20 protein-coding genes are annotated in these 20,146 nt (G+C 37.0%); 18 read left to right on the top strand and 2 right to left on the bottom strand.

Features of this window, described 5'->3' with window-relative positions:
- The first annotated feature begins 6 nt into the window (after positions 1–6).
- The 7 genes from E7Z77_RS03890 (at position 7) to E7Z77_RS03860 (ending at position 7,265) form a co-directional block, all read left to right on the top strand.
- Positions 7–738 (top strand): metallophosphoesterase family protein, encoded by a 732-nt coding sequence (locus tag E7Z77_RS03890; protein ID WP_292750477.1) that lies wholly within the window; start codon positions 7–9, stop codon positions 736–738.
- A gap of 11 nt (positions 739–749) precedes the next feature.
- Positions 750–1,754 (top strand): NAD(P)-dependent oxidoreductase, encoded by a 1,005-nt coding sequence (locus E7Z77_RS03885; RefSeq protein WP_292750475.1) that lies wholly within the window; start codon positions 750–752, stop codon positions 1,752–1,754.
- A 9-nt stretch (positions 1,755–1,763) separates the two neighbouring features.
- Complete coding sequence (locus tag E7Z77_RS03880) at positions 1,764–2,534, top strand: DUF6564 domain-containing protein (protein WP_292750473.1); 771 nt, start codon at positions 1,764–1,766, stop codon at positions 2,532–2,534.
- Position 2,535: 1 nt separating this feature from the next.
- On the top strand, positions 2,536–3,717 hold the full coding sequence (locus tag E7Z77_RS03875) for a saccharopine dehydrogenase NADP-binding domain-containing protein (protein WP_292750471.1): 1,182 nt from the start codon (positions 2,536–2,538) through the stop codon (positions 3,715–3,717).
- An 11-nt stretch (positions 3,718–3,728) separates the two neighbouring features.
- Entirely contained in the window at positions 3,729–4,850 is a 1,122-nt protein-coding gene (gene aepY / locus E7Z77_RS03870) for a phosphonopyruvate decarboxylase (protein WP_292750469.1), read from the top strand.
- A 7-nt stretch (positions 4,851–4,857) separates the two neighbouring features.
- Complete coding sequence (locus E7Z77_RS03865; RefSeq protein ID WP_292750467.1) at positions 4,858–5,688, top strand: LicD family protein; 831 nt, start codon at positions 4,858–4,860, stop codon at positions 5,686–5,688.
- A gap of 89 nt (positions 5,689–5,777) precedes the next feature.
- Positions 5,778–7,265, top strand: coding sequence for a sodium-dependent transporter (locus E7Z77_RS03860; RefSeq protein ID WP_292750465.1), 1,488 nt, complete (start codon positions 5,778–5,780; stop codon positions 7,263–7,265).
- 52 nt (positions 7,266–7,317) lie between these two features.
- Here the strand turns inward: E7Z77_RS03860 and E7Z77_RS03855 are convergent, their stop codons facing one another.
- The gene (locus tag E7Z77_RS03855) at positions 7,318–7,521 is read right to left on the bottom strand and encodes a hypothetical protein (protein WP_292750463.1); all 204 of its coding nucleotides are present in this window, start codon (positions 7,519–7,521) and stop codon (positions 7,318–7,320) included.
- A gap of 348 nt (positions 7,522–7,869) precedes the next feature.
- Between E7Z77_RS03855 and E7Z77_RS03850 the strand changes: the two genes are divergently transcribed.
- From E7Z77_RS03850 to E7Z77_RS03810, 9 genes are all read left to right on the top strand, one after another.
- Positions 7,870–8,049: a hypothetical protein gene (locus E7Z77_RS03850; protein ID WP_292750461.1), complete on the top strand. Its 180-nt coding sequence runs from the start codon at positions 7,870–7,872 to the stop codon at positions 8,047–8,049.
- A 4-nt stretch (positions 8,050–8,053) separates the two neighbouring features.
- The gene (locus E7Z77_RS03845; protein WP_292750459.1) at positions 8,054–8,338 is read left to right on the top strand and encodes a hypothetical protein; all 285 of its coding nucleotides are present in this window, start codon (positions 8,054–8,056) and stop codon (positions 8,336–8,338) included.
- Positions 8,339–8,406: 68 nt separating this feature from the next.
- A complete protein-coding gene (locus tag E7Z77_RS03840; RefSeq protein WP_292750457.1) occupies positions 8,407–8,814 on the top strand; it encodes a hypothetical protein in 408 nt (135 codons plus the stop codon).
- A gap of 110 nt (positions 8,815–8,924) precedes the next feature.
- Positions 8,925–9,653, top strand: a complete 729-nt coding sequence (purC, locus tag E7Z77_RS03835) for a phosphoribosylaminoimidazolesuccinocarboxamide synthase (protein WP_292750455.1) — start codon at positions 8,925–8,927, stop codon at positions 9,651–9,653.
- Positions 9,654–9,920, top strand: coding sequence for a phosphoribosylformylglycinamidine synthase subunit PurS (gene purS / locus E7Z77_RS03830; protein ID WP_292750453.1), 267 nt, complete (start codon positions 9,654–9,656; stop codon positions 9,918–9,920).
- Positions 9,921–9,929: 9 nt separating this feature from the next.
- A complete protein-coding gene (gene purQ / locus E7Z77_RS03825; RefSeq protein WP_292750451.1) occupies positions 9,930–10,574 on the top strand; it encodes a phosphoribosylformylglycinamidine synthase subunit PurQ in 645 nt (214 codons plus the stop codon).
- Between the two features lie 8 nt (positions 10,575–10,582).
- Positions 10,583–11,299, top strand: coding sequence for a uroporphyrinogen-III C-methyltransferase (cobA, locus tag E7Z77_RS03820; protein ID WP_292750449.1), 717 nt, complete (start codon positions 10,583–10,585; stop codon positions 11,297–11,299).
- 4 nt (positions 11,300–11,303) lie between these two features.
- Positions 11,304–13,088: a glutamine--fructose-6-phosphate transaminase (isomerizing) gene (glmS, locus tag E7Z77_RS03815; protein WP_292750447.1), complete on the top strand. Its 1,785-nt coding sequence runs from the start codon at positions 11,304–11,306 to the stop codon at positions 13,086–13,088.
- 395 nt (positions 13,089–13,483) lie between these two features.
- Complete coding sequence (locus tag E7Z77_RS03810; RefSeq protein WP_292750445.1) at positions 13,484–15,862, top strand: Ig-like domain-containing protein; 2,379 nt, start codon at positions 13,484–13,486, stop codon at positions 15,860–15,862.
- On the opposite strand, the gene E7Z77_RS03805 is transcribed toward E7Z77_RS03810, so the two are convergent.
- Positions 15,847–17,067, bottom strand: a complete 1,221-nt coding sequence (locus E7Z77_RS03805; protein WP_292750443.1) for an MnmC family methyltransferase — start codon at positions 17,065–17,067, stop codon at positions 15,847–15,849. The genes E7Z77_RS03810 and E7Z77_RS03805 overlap by 16 nt on opposite strands.
- A gap of 228 nt (positions 17,068–17,295) precedes the next feature.
- On the opposite strand from E7Z77_RS03805, the gene tgtA reads away from it, so the two are divergent.
- Both tgtA and E7Z77_RS03795 read left to right on the top strand, forming a co-directional pair.
- Complete coding sequence (gene tgtA, locus E7Z77_RS03800; RefSeq protein ID WP_292750441.1) at positions 17,296–19,275, top strand: tRNA guanosine(15) transglycosylase TgtA; 1,980 nt, start codon at positions 17,296–17,298, stop codon at positions 19,273–19,275.
- 4 nt (positions 19,276–19,279) lie between these two features.
- Positions 19,280–19,948 (top strand): class I SAM-dependent methyltransferase, encoded by a 669-nt coding sequence (locus E7Z77_RS03795; RefSeq protein WP_292750439.1) that lies wholly within the window; start codon positions 19,280–19,282, stop codon positions 19,946–19,948.
- The last annotated feature ends 198 nt before the right edge of the window (positions 19,949–20,146 follow it).

The following is a 20,146-nucleotide window of genomic DNA, read 5'->3' as shown; positions in this document are numbered from 1 at the left end:
GATTAAATGTCAAGATATGCTATATTGTCAGATATTCATGGTAATCTGTTTGCCCTGGAAGAGGTTTTCAGGGATTTGGCCAGTCAGGATATTGATTCAATAATTCTTTTAGGCGACCTGATTGATTATGGAATGCAGTCCAATGAAGTGGTCGAGTTCATCAGAAAGGAATTCTCTTCAAAAATTATCTGCAATATCTGGGGAAATCATGAAAATGCAATTTTAACCGGGGATTTCTCTCATTTTTCAAGCCAAAGGGGAGTTGAGTCAGCAAAATTCACAGATTCTGTTTTAACTCAGGATTCAAGGGATTACCTGAACGAAGAATTGGTTAGGGAGGCCAAATTGGAATTTGAATTGGATGGCAAGAAGGCGTTGGCCGTTCACGGATCCCTGAACGATTATTATTGGAAGGCTATTTTTCCGGATAACCTGAACGGGAACTATGTCGACTATGATATAGTTTTATCAGCACATTCACATTATCCTCATGTCTTTCAGAAGTTTTATGAATTCGACAATCCTCTCATGAGAAATAAAAAATCAGTCTTATTTATTAATCCTGGCTCAGTGGGCCAGCCTAGAAACCATAATCCGAATGCCCAATACGCTATTTTGGATGCTGAACTGATGAGCGTTGAATTGAAATCAGTCGAATATCCTAAATATGAGGCGATGGACTTATTTGATGGTAGCGTTGATGAATTTTACAAAAAAAGATTAGAAAATGGAATTTGAAGGTAGTTAATATGAAAATATTGTATGTTATTAGTGGTGTTACCGGAATGACCGGGAACGAATTGGTTCGCCAGCTGTTGAATCAGGATGAGGATGAAGTTAAAATCATCGGTTTCGATAACTTTTACGCATCTTCAATCGATACGGTTGCAGACTGCATCGATGATGAAAGATTTGATTTTTACGAATATGACTTAAACAGCAGCGAAGACATGGATAAGATAGAATCATACGTCAACGAAGCAAAGGATGATTTTGATGAAGTTGTCTACATTAATTGCGCAGCTGTTGTTCACACAGAACATTTCTACAATGTTTATGAAACTTACGAAACCAATGTTGTCAGCATGAATGACTTTTTGGAGCAAGCTATTCGCGTAGGCGCTGAAAAGTATATCAACTGTTCCACTTCCGAAGTATACTCAATGAACTCCTGGAATGAGGACGGAGGTGTAAAGGAATCAGACTACATCACAATGGCAATTGCAGAGCACAGTCAAAGGACCAGCTATGCAACAGGCAAGCTATTGACCGAGTTCTTCATGAAGGATGCCGTTGACAACGGAAAAATCAAAGGATGTTCCATCCGTTTTGCAAATGTCTACAGCAGAGATGAAAAATATCCTAAACACATCATTCCACATATCATAGACAGTTTCAAAAACACTGGTGAAGTCACATTGCTTGAAAATTCCAAAAAGAACTGCAGAACATTTCTGAATAACTATGACAGTTGCAGCGCAGTACTTGAACTTGCAAAAACAGATTCAGCACTTGACGGAACAATCTATAACGTGGCAACTGACGAAGAAATTTCAATCATTGACTTGACAAAGCTGATAGCTTCAAAAATGGGCATTGAGAATCCGGTTATCAAGTTTGAAGGATACCGTGAATCCGACCCTGAAAGAAGATTGCTCTCAACTGAAAAAATCAGAACCAGAACCAATTGGGAACCAATCATTGATTTGGACAAAGGATTGGATGAATGCGTTCAAAATTACACAAAAAATTAGGTGAAGGATTTGAAAGTTTCTATTATCACAGTCGCCGGAGTTTCCAGCAGATTCAACAAGGATATTCCGGAAGAAAATAAAATGCTGAAATGCCTGTATTGCGAAGGAAATCCTCAAAACACCTTAATCTATCAAATGCTTAAGAAATTGGATTCATATGATAAAATAATCGTTGTGGGAGGATATAAGTATTCTGATTTGGAGGAATATTTGGAAACGGAAATTCCTGAGGATTTAAAGGAAAAGATTCTGCTTGTCTACAACGACCATTTCAGTGATTTAAGTTCAGGTTACAGTTTATATCTTGGAGTTAAGGAAGCTTTAGACAATTTTTCAGACATTGAGGAAATTCTTTTTGTTGAAGGCGATTTGGATATAGATGAGGAATCATTTGCAAAGGTTATTGATGCAGATAAAAACGTTTTGACATATAATCATGAGCCGATCTATTCAAATAAGGCCGTGGTCCTGTATCAGAATGAGAATGATGAGTATCATTACCTCTTCAACAGCGACCATGGAAATTTGACAATAGATGAAGAGTTCAAGGCCATTTTCAATTCAGGCCAGACCTGGAAGTTCACTGACATGGAACTGTTGAAGATTGCCAATGACAATTTCTATGAAAACATTATCGAAGACACTAACCTGGGCATTATCCAGAAGTATTTCGATTTGATTGAAAATTCCGATGATATTGAAATCATCGGATTGAATCATTGGGTTAACTGCAATACCCGTAAAGATTATCAATTTATTAAAGATTATTGGGAGAAATAAAATGAAAACTTTAGATGAAAGGTTAAAAATAGTGGAAAAACATGTAAAAGATGATGAAATTACAATAATGATTATTGGTTTAGGCAGTGTGGGTACCTATTTATTGGACTTTTTAGTAAGTAAAAACGACCCTGCAATAAAATTAGTCGTTGTTGGAAGAAACCAGGAAAAAATGCAATCCGATGTTAATATAGTTCGTGTTGCAAGTCTCATTCGTGAAGTTAACAAATCTCAAATTGAAATTGAAGCAGGCGTTGATTTAAACGACATAGAATCAATCGAAAAGGCAATAAGCAAATACAGTCCTGATTTCATTGTAAACTCAAGCAGAGCTTATCCTGGACTCAAGTACGGAAGCATCTCCTGGAGCAATGTAAGGGCTTATGGTATTTGGACCCCGTTATCAATCAGATTTACAAAAAACATAATGGAAGCATGCGATAAGGCAGATACCGATGCGGTTGTCATCAACACTTCCTATTCCGATGCTGTCATTCCATGGCTCAAAAGCGCTGGAAAAGCATATCCCGACTTTGGAAGCGGAAACCTGAATCACCTGATTCCTAGAATGAAATTTGCAGTAGCGGACATTTTAGGGGTTGACGATTTCTGGAATGTCGACTTTAACTTTGCTGCAGCACACTTCCACGACGTATGCATAAGTAAGGAAGGCCAGACAGAAGGAGTCGAATTGCCGCTTAAAATCTACTACAAAGGTGAAGAGCAGGACATTCCTCATGATGAAATATTCAGCAGATGCTCCATCAGCATGCCTGTTGACCAAAAGAGGAACATGATGAACGCTTCAAGTAACTACCGCATTATCAGCGCTGTCATCGATGCAATCCGCACAGGTGAAAATCAGAAAGTGTTTGCACCGGGAGTCTTTGGCCATATCGGAGGATATCCTGTAATTGTCGGTTATAAGGATGGTCAAATATCCTCTTGGATTGATGAGTCCGTATTCAGCTTTGATGAAATGGATAAGGCAAATCGCGAATCACTGGCATTGGATGGTGTGGAAGATATCCGTGATGCAACATTAATCTATACAGATGACCTGATCAGTAAAGTAAAAGATGCATTCGGTGAGGACTTGCCTAAGGAAGTTAAATATGATGAAATTGAAAAAACCGCAGAGTTTTTAATTGAGAAGATTATCACTCCACAATTAGATAAATAGGATTAGGCACAATGAAAGTTGAAGATTTTGTAGAAATTTTAGATTGTGACTTCTACACAGGCGTTCCGGATTCACAGCTAAAAGCATTATGTAACTATTTGATGAACAATTATGGAATTGATGAAAAGCATCACCTGATAGCCGCCAATGAAGGTAATTGTACCGCCCTTGCAGCAGGTTATCATTTGGCTACAGGCAAGGTTCCTGTCGTTTATATGCAGAATAGTGGTGAAGGAAATATCATCAATCCTGTCGCATCCTTATTGAATGACAAGGTCTATGCGATTCCGTCCATTTTTGTCATCGGTTGGCGTGGCGAACCGGGAGTTCATGATGAGCCTCAGCATATTTATCAGGGCAAAATCACATGTGATTTGCTTGATTTGATGGATATTGAAAACTTTGTCATAGGTGAGGATACAACCGTAGATGAGCTTGAAGAAGTGATGTCCGGATATAGGAACATTCTTGAATCAGGAAAAAGCGTTGCATTCGTCATCCGAAAGAATGCCCTGACCTATGATGAGAAAGTAGTTTATGAAAATGACAATGACATGATTCGTGAAGAGATTATTGAACACATTGTCAATGTATCCGATGAGGACCCGATTGTTTCAACAACAGGAAAGGCAAGCCGCGAGCTTTTCGAGATAAGGGAAGCCAACGGTCAGGAGCATAAGTATGACTTCTTGACTGTAGGCTCAATGGGACATTCATCTTCAATAGCATTGGGTGTTGCCATAAACAAGCCGGATAAAAAGGTATGGTGCATTGACGGTGACGGTGCGGCATTGATGCATATGGGTTCATTGGCTCTTGTAGGCAATGTGAATCCTGATAATATGGTTCATATCGTAATCAATAATGCAGCTCATGAAACCGTTGGTGGAATGCCGACAGTAGCTTCAACTATGGATTTGGTTAATATTGCCGAATCCTGCGGCTATTCATATGCAGTTTCAGTTGACAACTTTGACGATTTGGATGAGGAATTGAAATTGGCAAAGTCAAGGGATGAACTTTCATTCATTGAAATCATGTCTTCAATTGGTTCCAGAGCGGATTTGGGAAGGCCGACAACAACTGCAATTGAAAATAAAGAAAATTTTATGAAATTCCTTAAAAAAGAATAGTGATTGTGTGAAACTAAAAGAATACGATGACGAAACTTTAAATCACATTCATGATGTTGAACTGATGATTCTAAAGGATTTGATCAGCTTTTGTGATGAGAATGACATTACATATTTCATGTATGCAGGTTCCCTCTTAGGGACAATAAGGCACAATGGCTTTATTCCGTGGGATGATGATTTGGATGTGTGCATGCTAAGGGATGATTTTGAAAGATTCAAAAAACTGTTTTCATCCAATGAAAAATATGAATTGTTATCTGTGGAATCACATGCCGGTTATCCTTATCTGTTTGCCAAATTATCTCTTAAAGATACCAGATTTGAAGAAGAATGGGCATCACAGCTTAATTTTGACATCGGTTTCAACATAGATATTTTTGTGTTGGATGACTTGACCGGAAATGAGTCCAAACAGTCTTACCAGCTTAAGAAGGCATTTTTATACAACCGCCTGTTGTTAATGTCAGCTATGAGGTTGGATGATTTGCCGTTTCTTTCTAAGGCACTTTCTCATACTGCATATCATATATTGAATCTTTTAGGATTGAATCCGACCAAAATTAATAAAAGATGTTTAAGATTCTTAAGCAAATATGCTGATGTGAATGCCGAGAGGATATTTGACATTTCCGCAATGGCGCATGAATATCCATTAATATATGATAAAAAGGATTTTAGGGAAGTTGAAAAAGTCAAATTTGAAGATGTTTATGTCAATGTCCCCAAAGATTATGATAAAATCTTAACTGAGTTATATGGCGATTATATGCAGTTGCCTCCGGAGGATGAAAGATATAACCATCCAATTGATTTCATTGATTTTGGAAAATATTGAAAATCATACTTATTTTTTTAAAAAAGTAACTTATTTAATACTTTGATTACAAAAATGTGACTAATAATTAAAAAGGAAAATGGGAAATTATGGCAGATAAAAATGAATGGGGCAGCAACTTGTCATTTATCCTCGCAATGATAGGTTCTGCCGTTGGACTTGGAAACATTTGGAGATATCCTTATGTGCTTTATTCAAATGGTGGGGGAGCATTTTACATCCCTTATATTGTGGCGATTCTTTTGATGGGAATTCCGTTTTTGATTTTGGAATATGGTGTAGGATACAATTTCAAATCTTCTTTTCCAAAGGCGATTAGAAAGATTCACTCCAATTGGGAATTTTTAGGCTGGCTTTTGCCGGTTGCGGTTTTTATGATTATGATTTATTACTCAGCTATTCTGGGCTGGGATGGAATCTATATGATTTTGAGTTTCACCAAGGGATGGGGTGCAAATCCGGATGCATTCTTTGCAACCACTCTTCTGCAGTCAAGTGACTCCATATCAGGTTTATTGCATTTCATTCCAATCATTGCTGTTGCAATGCTTGTAGGTTGGGTAATTATCTGGTTTATATCTCACAAAGATCTTGAAGAGGGTCTGGGTAAGGTTTCAAGAGTTTTAGTGCCTGCATTGTTTGTAATTATGGTGGTCATTGTTGGCTTTTCACTGACTTTGCCTGGGGCTTCAATAGGTCTTGCGGAACTATTCAACCCTGACTGGTCACTTCTGACACACTTTGAGATTTGGATGGCGGCATTTGGACAAATAGTTTTCTCACTGAGTTTGGGAATGTCAATAGCTTTCACATATGCAAGTTACACAAAGGATGATGCTGATCTGATTACAAATACCATTTCAATTGTTCTTGCAAACTCCCTTTTTGAAAACTTCGCAGCTTTAGGAGTATTTTCAATTTTAGGCTACATGTCAATGCAGTCCGGAACTGCAGTATCAGAACTTGTAACTCAGGGAACAGGACTTGTATTCGTTGCATATCCTACTGTATTCAATGTGCTGGGTCAGTGGGCTTACATTTTAGGACCTCTGTTCTTCCTGACTGTATATCTTGCAGGTCTTACAAGCATATTGTCCACAATCGAACCATTGTCTTTTTCAATTCAAAACAAGTTTGGGTACACAAGATCCAAGACAATGACAATACTGATTATTTTCGGTGCTATTGTCTCTATGATTTATGCGACCTCTTATGGTGGATCAGTACTCGGATATGTGGATACGTTCATCAACCAGATTGCACTTCTGTTCGGTGTTATCCTGGAGTGTATTGTATTTGCATGGGTATTTGAAGCAGATAAACTAATTGATTTTTTAAATTCTAGAAGTAAAACTATCAAATTGGGGAAATGGTGGATTGTAATTGTCAAATATATCCTTCCATTATTCATTTCAATTATTTGGATTGGCGGATTGATTGATGTAATAAAAACTTCAACATTCGATCAGACTGTATTCACAATTATTGTTGCGGCAATTCTTCTGGCTGCAACCTTTATATTCACATTCCGTCCTGCCAAAAACCCTGATTGGGATGATGTTGAAGAAAGGGTATGAGTGTTATAGCAAAAGCTATAGCATCTCTTTTATTTTTTTTATTTATTTTAGTTCAGGAATTGGCAATGGAACTTTCATTTTTTAGTTGGGGTTCTATGTCGATTGTAATTACATTGCTTGAGTTATTATAATCTATTTTTCCATTATTAGTGGTGTTTGCACTGTCATTGACTGATTCAGTGTAGTAAGCACCAATAATCAGCCCCAAAACGGCCAGCAGCAATATCAAAATAATCGCGATATCCTTTGTGTTCATATTTTATAATATTTATCCATAGTCTATATAAAAGTAATAGAAGAATAGTTTTTAAAATATCTTTTGATTAATAAAGAAATAAATTTATTCATATTCATATTTAGATTGATTGTATAAATATATATTATTATTTTTATAATTTTTTAATTGTTTGTTTATTTTATTTGGACTTTGAGGTGGTGAATCTTGAAAGTAATATTATTTTCATATTGGGCATTGCCGAAAGTTTAAGATATTCCGGATAATTTTAGAAAAGTATTTAAATGGCCTTATTCATAATTTAATGAACATAGTGAGTTATACAAAAACTCTGTTTAAATCGATAATTTAACTAATAGAGGTGATAATATGGCATCAGATAATGATGTGGTAAAAGAAGAAGTTAAATTTAATGAACAAAATGGTGAAGGATACTACCGTGAAGTTACCTATAAGGACGGTGGATTCCGCCAATTTGATGTGGAAACCGGCGAATTAATCGGTTCATCATATGAATCCGACCAAAGTAAGCTTCCTAGCTTGGAATGATTCTATGCTTTTCAAAGACATATTAACTCATTTTGAAATTGAGGAATCATTTCCCGATTATCTTTTAGAGGAATCTTTCAATGAAGTCTTTTTAAACGGAGATTTTTCTAAAGAGAACAATGATTATAGGATTGTGGCCAAAACAAGAAAGAAAGTCACTCATACAATGTTCATAAAGCCAAAGGAGGACTATCCTGTTATAATATTGTCCGAACTTCCGAACGGACTGTTAAATGGGGTTAAATTTGGCCAAACCAAGGATGACCTGAAATACATTAATGAGTTATAGCCACAATATTGGCGTATGGGAAAATTATTTTAAATGATAATATACTATCTAATAATTAGGTGAAAATCATGAACAGGACTCAATTGATTATAACAACAATTATAATATGCTTGTTTCTTATAGGTGTGACTTTGTTGGTTACATCCATGAATAATTATAAAGAGCCTATTGTTCCAACAAAAAACGTTACAAATAACACCACCACTATAAATGCGACAATAGATAACGCTTCAAGCGAAAGCGATGGAGATAATGATGAAAGCACTCAGCATTCATCTTCAGGCACTTCGTCTTCCCCATCTTCATCATCTTCCTCATCCTCTTCATCTTCATCATCCAGCAGTGATGTTGAAAGCAGGGAATTGAAATATAACCATCAGCTTGATGACGGAAGCTATTATTATGAAGTGACATACAGTGACGGTCATTTCGACCAGTATGATGCAGAAACCGGTGCTCAAATTGGGCACGGATAATCAAATCATATCAAGGTATTAAAACTACCTTCTTTTTTTATTTTTTTAACTATTTTTATATAATATTAAAGCCAAAAATTATATTATAATAATTTAATTTTGTTGATATCATGGACAAAAAAGAGTTAATTAATTGCGGTAAAGTAAAAAGCGTATACAATTCCACTAATGATGATGAAGTCATTATTGAGTTTAGGGATGATATGACCGCCGGCGACGGTGAAAGAAAAGAGGTTATGGAAAATAAGGGTGCTTACAATGCCGTTATTTCCGCTAAAATATTTAAGGTATTGGAGGAAAATGGTATTGAGACACAATTCGTTGACCTTCCTGAGCCTAACGTCATGATTGCAAAGAAACTTGAGATGATTCCTATTGAAGTCATCATTAGAAACATTGCTACTGGAAGTTTAATACGTAAATATCCTATTGCAGACGGTACAAGATTAGAACCTCCTATTGTTGAAATGGACTATAAAGATGATGAATACCATGATCCTATGCTAAACGATTCAATTATCAAGGCTTTAGGAATAGCTACTCAAGAAGAAATTGACATTCTAACTGAAAAGGCATTAAAAATCAATGAAATCCTAAGAAAATTCTTAAAGGAATCAGGCATTATTCTAGTTGATTTTAAAATTGAATTCGGTAAGGATAAAGATGGAAATATCCTTTTGGGTGATGAAATTTCTCCAGATGGATGCAGATTATGGGACAGCGAAACTTTAGACATGCTGGATAAGGAATTATTCAGAAAAGGAAAAGATAATGAAGTTATGGATGCTTATATAGAAGTTTATAATAGAATTATTCCAGATGATGAAAAGGTGATTTAGATGTTATTTGATATTGAAGTTAAAATATCTTTAAAAAGCGGTATGTTAAATCCTGAAGCTACTACAATTGAAAGATCTCTTGAATTGCTTGGTTATGATGTAAACAACGTAAAAACCGTTGAAATTATCAAATTCCAAATGGAAGGAGAAGACCGTGAAGCAATAAGGGCAAATGTAGTGGACATGTGTGAAAGATTACTGTGTAATCCAGTGATTCATGATTATAAGATCAATGTTATTCCACAGAATATGGCTTGCGGTAAATAGGTGTAGAAAATGAAAATTGGAGTAATAAGATTTCCGGGAACCAACTGTGACAGAGATGTTGCACAGGCTATTGAATTGGCAGGCCTTACACCGGAATATATCTGGTGGAGCGAAGAAAAATTAACAGATTTCGATGGCATCGTTATTCCTGGCGGTTTTTCATATGGAGATTACTTGAGAGCGGGTGCAATGGCATCCATCACACCTGTAATTGATGGTATTAAAGAATTGGTGAAAGAGGAAAAACCGGTTTTGGGAATCTGTAATGGTGCTCAGATTTTAGGTGAAATTGGTCTTGTTCCGGGTATTTTCATTACAAATGAAAATCCTAAATTCAACTGTGAATGGGTTGACCTGAAAGTCGCAACAAACAGAACCCCATTTACCAAGGCATTCAAAAACAATCAGAGCATTGCACTTCCGATAGCTCATGCTGAAGGAAGGTTTTACACTGAAGACATTGATTTATTGAAAGACCAGGACCAAATCGTTTTACAATTCGAAGGTAAAAACCCGAACGGATCCATGGAAGCTATTACAAGCGTATGCGACGAATCAGGACTTGTATGTGCAATGATGCCTCACCCTGAAAGGGCCTGTGAGAAAATATTCGGTTCCGATGACGGTTTGAATTTCTTTAAAGGATTTTTATAAGTGATATAATGGTAGTTTATTTGATTGGTGCAGGACCTGGAGATGCTGATTTAATAACTCTTAAGGCTGTAAAAGCATTGAATAAAGCTGATGTTGTTTTATATGATTATTTGGCTAATGAAGAAATATTGGCTCATGCTCCCGATACTGCAGAAAGAATCTATGTTGGTAAAAAGGCAGGAGAGCATTATAAAACTCAAGATGAAATAAATGAGTTGATTATCCAGCAGGCTGAAAATCATGAAAATGTAGTGAGACTTAAAGGAGGCGATCCTTTTGTCTTTGGTCGTGGAGGAGAAGAGATATTGGCTTTAATGGAACATGATATCAAATTCGAAGTTATTCCAGGTGTAACTTCAGCTATTGGGGCACCGACTTCTCTTGGACTACCGGTAACCCACAGGGCAGTTGCAACTTCACTTACTATTGTGACAGGTCATGAGGACCCTACAAAACCTGAAAGTCAGGTCCATTGGGACTATACTGCAGACACATTAGTAATCCTGATGGGAATAGGAAACATTAAGGAAAACACAGCTGAAATCATGAAATATCGCTCAGCTGACACTCCAGTCTGTGCTATTGAAAGCGGAACATTGCCGGATGAAAACTTGGTATTCGGAACCTTAGGCGATATTTCAGATAAAAAGATTAACACTCCAGCTATTTTAATAATTGGAGATGTTGTAAAGATGTATAAAGACATTTACGATTATCAAAGGTGATTAGATGTGCGGAATTGTTGGTTGTATCTTAAAGAATGACGAGGATGTAGCGCCGATTCTCTTTGATTGTATCTCAAAGTTGGAATATAGGGGATACGATTCAATCGGATTAGCTACTTATTTTGAAGACAAAATTCATATTAAAAAGGACAAGGGGAAAATTGAAGAGGTTGATAAAAAATTGGACCTCACTGACATGCCTGGAAACTTCGGTATTGCACATGTTCGTTGGGCAACACACGGAGACCCATCCAAGATGAATTCACACCCCCATGTTGACGAGGACAATACAGTGGCTGTAGTTCACAACGGTATTATTGAAAATTATTTGGAAATTAAGGAAAAATTGATGATGGAAGGACATGTTTTCAAATCAGATACTGATACAGAGGTCATTCCTCATTTAATTCAAAAGTTCATGGCTGAAAAATTTGATTTGGAACACGCTGTTCGAAAAACCATTGAAATAATCGAAGGAGCATATGCAATTGCAGCAATCAGCGTGAATGAACCTAACAAGATTGTTGCAACCCGTAAGGATTCTCCATTAATTGTTGGAATAGGGGAAGAGGGTTATTATCTTGCTTCAGACTCACCGGCCATTTTGAAATATGCCCGTGACATAATCTATCCTGAAAGGGGAGAAATAGTCATAATAGATAAGGAAGGCGTTGTTGTCCATGACGAATTCGACAATGTTGTCAACAAGGAAATCGACACAATCAACTGGACTCCCGAAATGGCTGAAAAGGAAGGCTACGATCATTTCATGATTAAGGAAATCAATGAACAGGCAACCGCCGTTAGAAATACATTAACCCAAAAGGACAATATCCAGCAGATAATTGATGAGATTGGTGATATTCAAAGGATATGCTTTGTTGCATGCGGAACATCCTATCATGCATCATTGACAGGGAAATATTTAATCGAATCTCTTGCCGGCGTTCCTACAGATGTGATTCTGGCATCAGAATTCAAATATTCTGCCAACACTTTAAATGACAAGACTCTGGTCATATTCATTTCACAATCAGGTGAAACAGCAGACTCCTTGAAGGCATTGGATGTTGCTAATCAAACTTCCATAACTTTAGGAATAGTTAATGTAGCGGGTTCATCCATAACCAGAAGGGCTCAATATGTAATTCAAACTCAGGCAGGTCCTGAGATTGGTGTTGCAGCAACAAAAACCTATGTGGCTCAGCTCACATCAATTTATCTGTTTGCGGCATTGCTTTCCAATAATGCTGAATTGCTTAAGGAGCTTGACAAGGTCCCTGATTACATTGATGAAAGCCTTGAGAGTGTTGATTTCATCAAGGATATCTCAAAAAGATACAATTATGCACGCGACTTCTTCTATTTGGGAAGGGGCTATTCCTACCCTACAGCTTTGGAAGGTGCATTGAAGCTCAAGGAGATTACCTATATTCATGGTGAAGGTTATGCTGCAGGTGAGCTAAAGCATGGTCCTCTGGCTTTAATCGATGAAGGAATTCCTGTTGTTGTCATCATCCCGCCTGGGGACAACTACAGAAAAACCATGAGCAATCTGGAAGAGGTAAAATCCCGTGGAGCTAACGTATTGGCAATTGGGGCAGATAATGACGAGTCTCTTAAGGCCAAATCAAATGATGTAATTCCAATTAATTCCGAGGTAAAGGAGATTATTGCACCATTGGTATATATCGTGCCTTTACAACTGATTGCTTATTACATCACTCTTGAAAAGGGTCATGACCCTGACAAGCCTAAAAACTTAGCGAAATGTGTAACTGTCGAGTAAGGTATTTTTTACCTTATTTGCCTTTTTTTATTTTTTTATTTTCCTTGCTTTGTTTTATGATTTAACGGCAATATATCTTTATTTTTAAGTTTAAGATGAATTAATTTCATTTATCCAAATTTATCTATTAGGTCTTTGTTTTTTTCATATTCGATTATTTGATTATTATTTAGAGTTTTAACAAGTTTAATTTAATTTCGAGATTTCAATTTAAATAGCTTTTTTCTATTTATATATAGTTTCATTTGCTTTCAAATATTTAATATATTTTTTAGGCTATAATTGCTTATTTTTAGCTATTTAAGGCTATTTAAGCTTATTTTTAAAATCAATAGCTTTTTATAGAAAAAACAAAATACAATTAAACACGAAAATGTTAGATGGAGATAACGTTTATGTTTAATAAAAAAATTAGTTTAATTTTTATAATGCTGGTTTTCATATTTTCCGTTTCTGCCGTTGCGGCAAGTGATGTAAATGGAACCGATGATGTGATGACTAGTGATGTAGATGAAGAGCCCCCATCGGGGATTTCCGATGTATCTACAGATGAAGTCATAGCTTCCGGTACACAAACAACTTATTCTATGGAAGCCAATGATGTTACAATGTATTATACAGGCCAAGTTACTTATACGGCCACTTTAACCAAGAATAATAATCCGCTTAAATCAGTACCTGTTGATTTTTGGGTCAACGGTCAGACACACACAGTAAATACTGATTCAAATGGTAAAGCATCATTTTTAATTAAAAATCTGAATTCAGGTACTTACAAAATATCTGCGGCTTATGGACACTCTGCAACTTCTAAAAATACTCTTACAGTTTTGCCAACAATCGAATCAAGTGATTTGGTGAAATATTATACTGGTACCCAAGCTTATCAGGCAACATTTGTGGATAAGAACGGTAATCCTTTGAAGAATAGGGATGTTCAGTTTGTTTATAAGGGAACTACTTATACCAGAACTACCAATTCCAAAGGGGTTGCCGGACTTACTATAGGATCCGTGCCGGGAACTTATTCAATTAAGGCTATTAACCCTGTCACTTCAGAAACTGTTACCAACTCTATTAGGGTGTTGTCAACTATTCAGTCCAGTAATTTACAGAAGTATTATTCTAATCCGACACCTTATAAACCTAAATTTTTCGATAAGAACGGTAATCCTTTGAAGAATACTGCTGTTCAGTTTGTTTATAAGGGAACTACTTATACCAGAACTACCAATTCCAATGGTTTTGCCAGTTTAAATATCGGGTCTTTGCCTGGAACCTATTCAATTAAGGCTATTAACCCTGTCACTTCTGAAAGCGTTACCAATACCATTAAGGTGTTGTCTACTATTCAGTCCAGTAATTTGCAGAAGTATTATTCTAATCCGGCACCGTTCAAATCCAAATTCTTTGATAAGAACGGTAATCCTTTGAAGAATAGGAATGTTCAGTTTGTTTATAAGGGAACTACTTATACCAGGACTACCAATTCTGAAGGTATTGCAAGTCTCAATATAGGTTCCCAGCCTGGAACTTATACAATTGAAGCAGTCAACCCCGTAACTTCCGAAAGTGTTACAAAAACTATTAAGGTGTTGTCAACTATTCAGTCAAGCAACTTTGAAAAGCATTATTTAAGTTCCAAAGTCTTTTCTGCAAAATTCTTTGATGCAAACGGCAAACCGCTGGCAAATTCAAATATCCAATATTATGCAGGTAGCTCTTACACTATAAAAACCGACGCAAACGGCATTGCCAAAATATCAGTAAACTCCCTTCCGGGAGACTATTCAATCAAGTTAACTAATCTGGCTACCGGGGAGTCCAAAACAAACAAGATTAATGTATTGTCTCCGATTGATGCTCCGGCTACCATGACCACATATGTTGGAGTCAACACAAAGTATCAGCTTACCTTATATACCAGCGAATCTTTAGCCAAAAATAAGAATATGAATATTTATGTAGACGGAAAAAAACAAACTGTTACAACTGACAGTAACGGTGTCGCATCCTTAACTTTCAAACTTTCAAGCAAGGGAACATACTACATTAAGGCGGTTGATCCAAGAACCGGCTATACTTTCAGCACCAAAGTAACAGTTAAACCTGCTACAATTACTGCTTCAGACGTTACAGCAGTTGCAGGCCACTCCTCAAAATTCACAGTTCACCTTGTAAACGAAAACGGTAATGCTGCGAAATATACTTCAATGAAAATAACAATCAATGGAGTAACTAAAACAGTTGTCACTGACGAGAAAGGAGCCGCCACATATACCTTCAACCTTCCTGAGGGTACATATAATGCAGTATCTGAAGACTTGAACACAGGCTTTAAATTAACCAAAAAGATTCATGTTTTAGCTGAGGGAACTGCTGTCTATGATGAAAACGGCGTTTCTTTGGATGGAAGTACCCTTTTGGTCATCGGAAGACCATCAACAGCCAGTGAAGAGAGCAAATATGGTTACACTTTCTACAAGACCAAGATTTTAAGGACATGTTCATATTGTGGAGGCCATAACCTTTACTGGAGCATTTTCTTTGCGGGCAACGAATACAGCAATTGGGGTGTGTTCCCCGCCACCGGTTATAATGAAGGAGGAAGTGCCGAAGGTATTATCATCTGTGCAGACTGTGATTCAGACTGGTCCGTTTTCGGACATAACCACGGTGGTGGTGGAGGAGACTTGACAGTCATATCCGGTCCGGTCAAAACAACAAAACAAGATGCATATGATCTTTTAGAAGGGAATTATGTTGCAACATAATTTCCATTTTTTACTTCTTTTAATCTTTTTTTCATATCCAAAATTCTATTTGTTGAGTTGTTTTTCTCATCCTGATTTTTAGAATAATTTTTTTCGCATTCTATAATGTAAAAGGCTTCTGGTGAAGTTGTAGACGGAATATTCATTTTTGCAAGGTTTCGCTCGACACGTCTTTTTAACTTTTCATCATCCATCTCATCACCTAAAAAAATTGGTGTCTTGACCGCGGAGGATATTCTGGTGTTATGGCGTGCAAGATGTCTTTCTTCTGTTCTTGAGTCTAAAATTGATTCACTGCTGCTTTTCAGGTCAGGGTCCCTGAATGGAATTCCAACATCTGACAGTGCGATTCTTATCTCATCGTTTTTCGGAAGAGCGGTATCGACCATTAACGGATTTGGGCTTGCAAGAGTTCCTCCCTGCTTTCTTCCGAAAATCGGGCCTTGTCCAATGTAAAATCCTGTTTCAATAAATCCGGCTCTCACGGGTGCTGAGGAGGTATATGTTGCAACGATCCCGTCATCCTTTATGACTCGCCTGAATTCCTTGAAAAATTCAAGTGAAAACAATTCAGGAGCCATATTTTGGCTGAACGGATCCAGAAATATTGCATCATATGAGTTGTCCTTCAATTTCTGCACAGTCTGGCGTGCATCCTCAATATAGACATTTATACTAATGTTATCTGGTATTTCGCACTTTTCCAATTGCAGTGAAGCGTAATCCTGTTTTATCAGTTCATCTTCAATGGCCTTCTTTGTGATGTCGTGCTCTTTGATGGGTGACGGTACCAATAGTCCGCATGCCAGTGTTGCCTTTGAGATTTCAACCATGTCAATTGTCAGATTTCTGTTTGAGTTTCTCATGAAATCTGCTATTGCCGCGGATGAGTTATAGCCAAGTCCTGCACAGATATCCAAAATTGCAATGTCTTTGCTGTAGTCGAATTTCATAGGCTTGATAAACTTCTCAAATGACTCACTTATTGCTCCTGTAGATGTATGAAGTGTTTCAATTTTGTTATTTATTTCTTTAGAATTAATAGAATATGATCCATCATCTGTTAAAACAAAATAATCTCTGTAAGTATCAAAAAAATTTACTCTGTTTTCATTATTTCGACCACTTCTTTCGTCATCGAAATATCCATTAACTAAATCGAAGATGTCATCGTTTATTATTCTGGCTTTGTTTTCATAACTCATTTTATCTATTAGTTAGTTTAGTATTTTTTAATATTTATTGATTTTAGAAATCAGCCATCATAATATCAATTATTCAAGCTAATTTTTTTTTAATATTTCAATTTTATTTTTTAACTTGCAAATGAGCAAAATTTATATAATTTCTAATTATAATTAAATTTAGATACCAATTTACTCCACTATTAGGAGATGACTTTTTATAAGATGATTTTTTGTAAGGTTAGATAAATGTTCGAGATTAAAGCAAAAGATAATATGGGACGTGTTGGAGTTTTAAAAACTAAGCATGGCGACGTAAGAACTCCCGCATTAATGCCGGTCATTCATCCGCGCAAACAAGCAGTTGATGTCGGCAAATACGGTGCGGATATAGTCATTACCAATGCGTATTTAATTTATAAGGATGAAGAATTGAAGCAGAAGGCGATTGATGAAGGATTACATAACCTAATCAATTTTGACGGTCCGATCATGACAGATTCAGGGTCTTTCCAATTGTCAGTATATGGTGATGTGGAAATAACAAACAAGGAAGTCATTGAATTTCAGGAACTTATCAGGACTGACATCGGAACAAGCCTTGACATTCCAACAGCACCTTTTGTTGACAGAGAAAAGGCTGAAGAAGATTTGAAAATTACTTTGGAAAGGGCGAAAGAGGCAGTTGAGTTTAAAAAAGAGCAAAATATGGAAATGATGCTCAACTCTGTTGTTCAGGGTTCAACTTTCCTGGACTTGAGACGTGAATGTGCCCGCGAACTGTCCAAGCTTGACGCTGACTTATATCCGATCGGTGCGGTTGTCCCGCTGATGGAATCCTATCACTACAAGGACCTGGTCGACGTTGTGATGAATTCAATGAAGGAACTGCCGGACAACACTGCACGTCATCTGATGGGTGCAGGTCATCCTATGATTTTCGCGTTGTGTGTGGCAATGGGCTGTGACTTGTTTGATTCAGCAGCTTACATATTGTATGCAGAGGATGATAGGCTTTTGTCAACAAGAGGAACCTTCAAATTGGAGAACCTGCAGGAAATGCCATGCTCCTGTGAGGTATGTACCAAATACACTCCAGACGATTTGAGGGCAATGCCTAAGGAAAAGAGAAGGGATCTGATTGCCCAGCATAACCTGCATGTTTCATTTGCAGAATTGAGATTAATCAGACAGGCCATTTATGACGGAAACTTGATGGAACTTGTTGAAGAGCGCTGCAGAGCTCATCCTGCACTGTTGGAAGCGGTCAGGCAGCTGGGATATTATTCAAGAGATTTGGAAAAGTATGACCCGAGGAGTAAAAAGTCTGCATTCTTCTACACAGGTCCCGAATCATTGTGCCGCAGTGAAGTTTTAAGACACATGCAGAAATTGAGGGAAATGCCTAAGAAAAGAGACCTTATAATTCTGCCTCCAACAAGAAAGCCTTACTCAAAGTTCACTTCAGGCAAACTGGGCGAATTTTATATTTACGGTGCCGAACAGGAAATCGATTTGGAAAACAGTGATTTCATGGTTTTGGATGTTCCGTTCGGTTTGATTCCATTGGAAATTGATGAAGTTTATCCTTTAAGCCAAAATGATGCACCAAAGATAAGGGATGTTGACAGCATTGAATTCGTAGAGGATTTCATATCCGAATTTGTCGAATACTATGAGCAGGTGCTCATCCATTCAAGAATAATCAAGGACCTTGAAATAGGCCTTTACAATAAATGCATCGATTCCGATGAGATAAGATACAAAAAGGATGATGTCAAAAAGGTCAAGGCCATTGCAGACTATCAATTCGGATTTGGCGCCGGCGAGGCCCTATTCACAGGAAACATCAACATTGAAAAAAGTAAAAAGACTGGAAAAATCAGGCATATATATGACGGAAAGGTATTGATTGTCAACATGAGAGCGTCAGATTCCTATTTGATCTTATCGAAAGAAGGTGCAAAAAGGCTTCACAATGCAATGCCATATCCTCAAAATAGGGTTGTTGTCAATAAGGATTCAGAACCTTTTGCACTTGAAGGAAAAAGCGTATTTTCAAAATTTGTCGTGGAATGTGATGAAAATATAAGAGCAAAGGATGAAGTGCTGATTGTCAATGAAGAGGACAAGCTACTTGCCTACGGCAAATCACTTCTCGGAGCATGTGAAATCGAATCGTTCAATACAGGACAAGCAATCAAAACACGTAAAGGAATGAAAAAGTGATAAAATGAGTGAAGATGATAAGGTCAATACAGGCCATCATATTGAAAGTAAGGAACTAATCAAAAATGCAAGAAAGCCGGTTGGCGAATTGGGCCATCAGATATTGGACAGAATGAATAAATCTCATGAAAATATGGCTCAGTGGGGCGTAAGTCATTTTCAAATTGAAAGCGACAGCATAATATTGGACATAGGATGCGGCGGCGGAAGAAACATCGAGCGCTTTGCCGAGCAGATTTCCAAAAATGGAAAGGTTGTCGGAATTGACTATTCAGAAGTGAGCGTTGAAAAGTCAATTGAATTGAATATGAAATTCATTGAGGAAGGAATAGTGAAAATTTTGCAGGGATCAGTTTCAGCCATGCCGTTTGATGATGAAACCTTTGACATTGTCACAGGTTTTGAAACAATTTACTTCTGGCCGGATTTTATCAATGACCTAAAAGAGGTTCATAGAGTCCTTAAAAAAGATGGTTTGGTATTTTTCTGTAACGAAGCAGTCTACAGAGAAGGCGAAATGGAAAAATTCAAGGATTTAATAGAATTGCTGGACATGAAAATCTATTCTGAAGAAGTCTTAAAAAAATTGTTGGAAAAGACAGGATTTAAGGATTTCAAAGCATTCATAAACGATGAAAACGATTGGATTTGTGTAACAGCAAGAAAAATTTAATGTTAAAAAAGGATTAATGATGTAAAATATTTTCAAAATGGAATGATTAAGAATTTCCCAGATATCGGCCAACATATGCAAAGATTTATATATCATTAAAACATAAGTTTATTTGTTGTTATTTTTCATGCGGTGTTAGTCCAGCCTGGTTAAGACTCTAGCCTGCCACGTTAGAGACCCGGGTTCAAATCCCGGACG

This window comes from Methanobrevibacter sp., from assembly GCF_015062985.1.
GTDB lineage: Archaea > Methanobacteriota > Methanobacteria > Methanobacteriales > Methanobacteriaceae > Methanocatella.
This window is presented reverse-complemented; position numbering and strand designations above follow the sequence as displayed.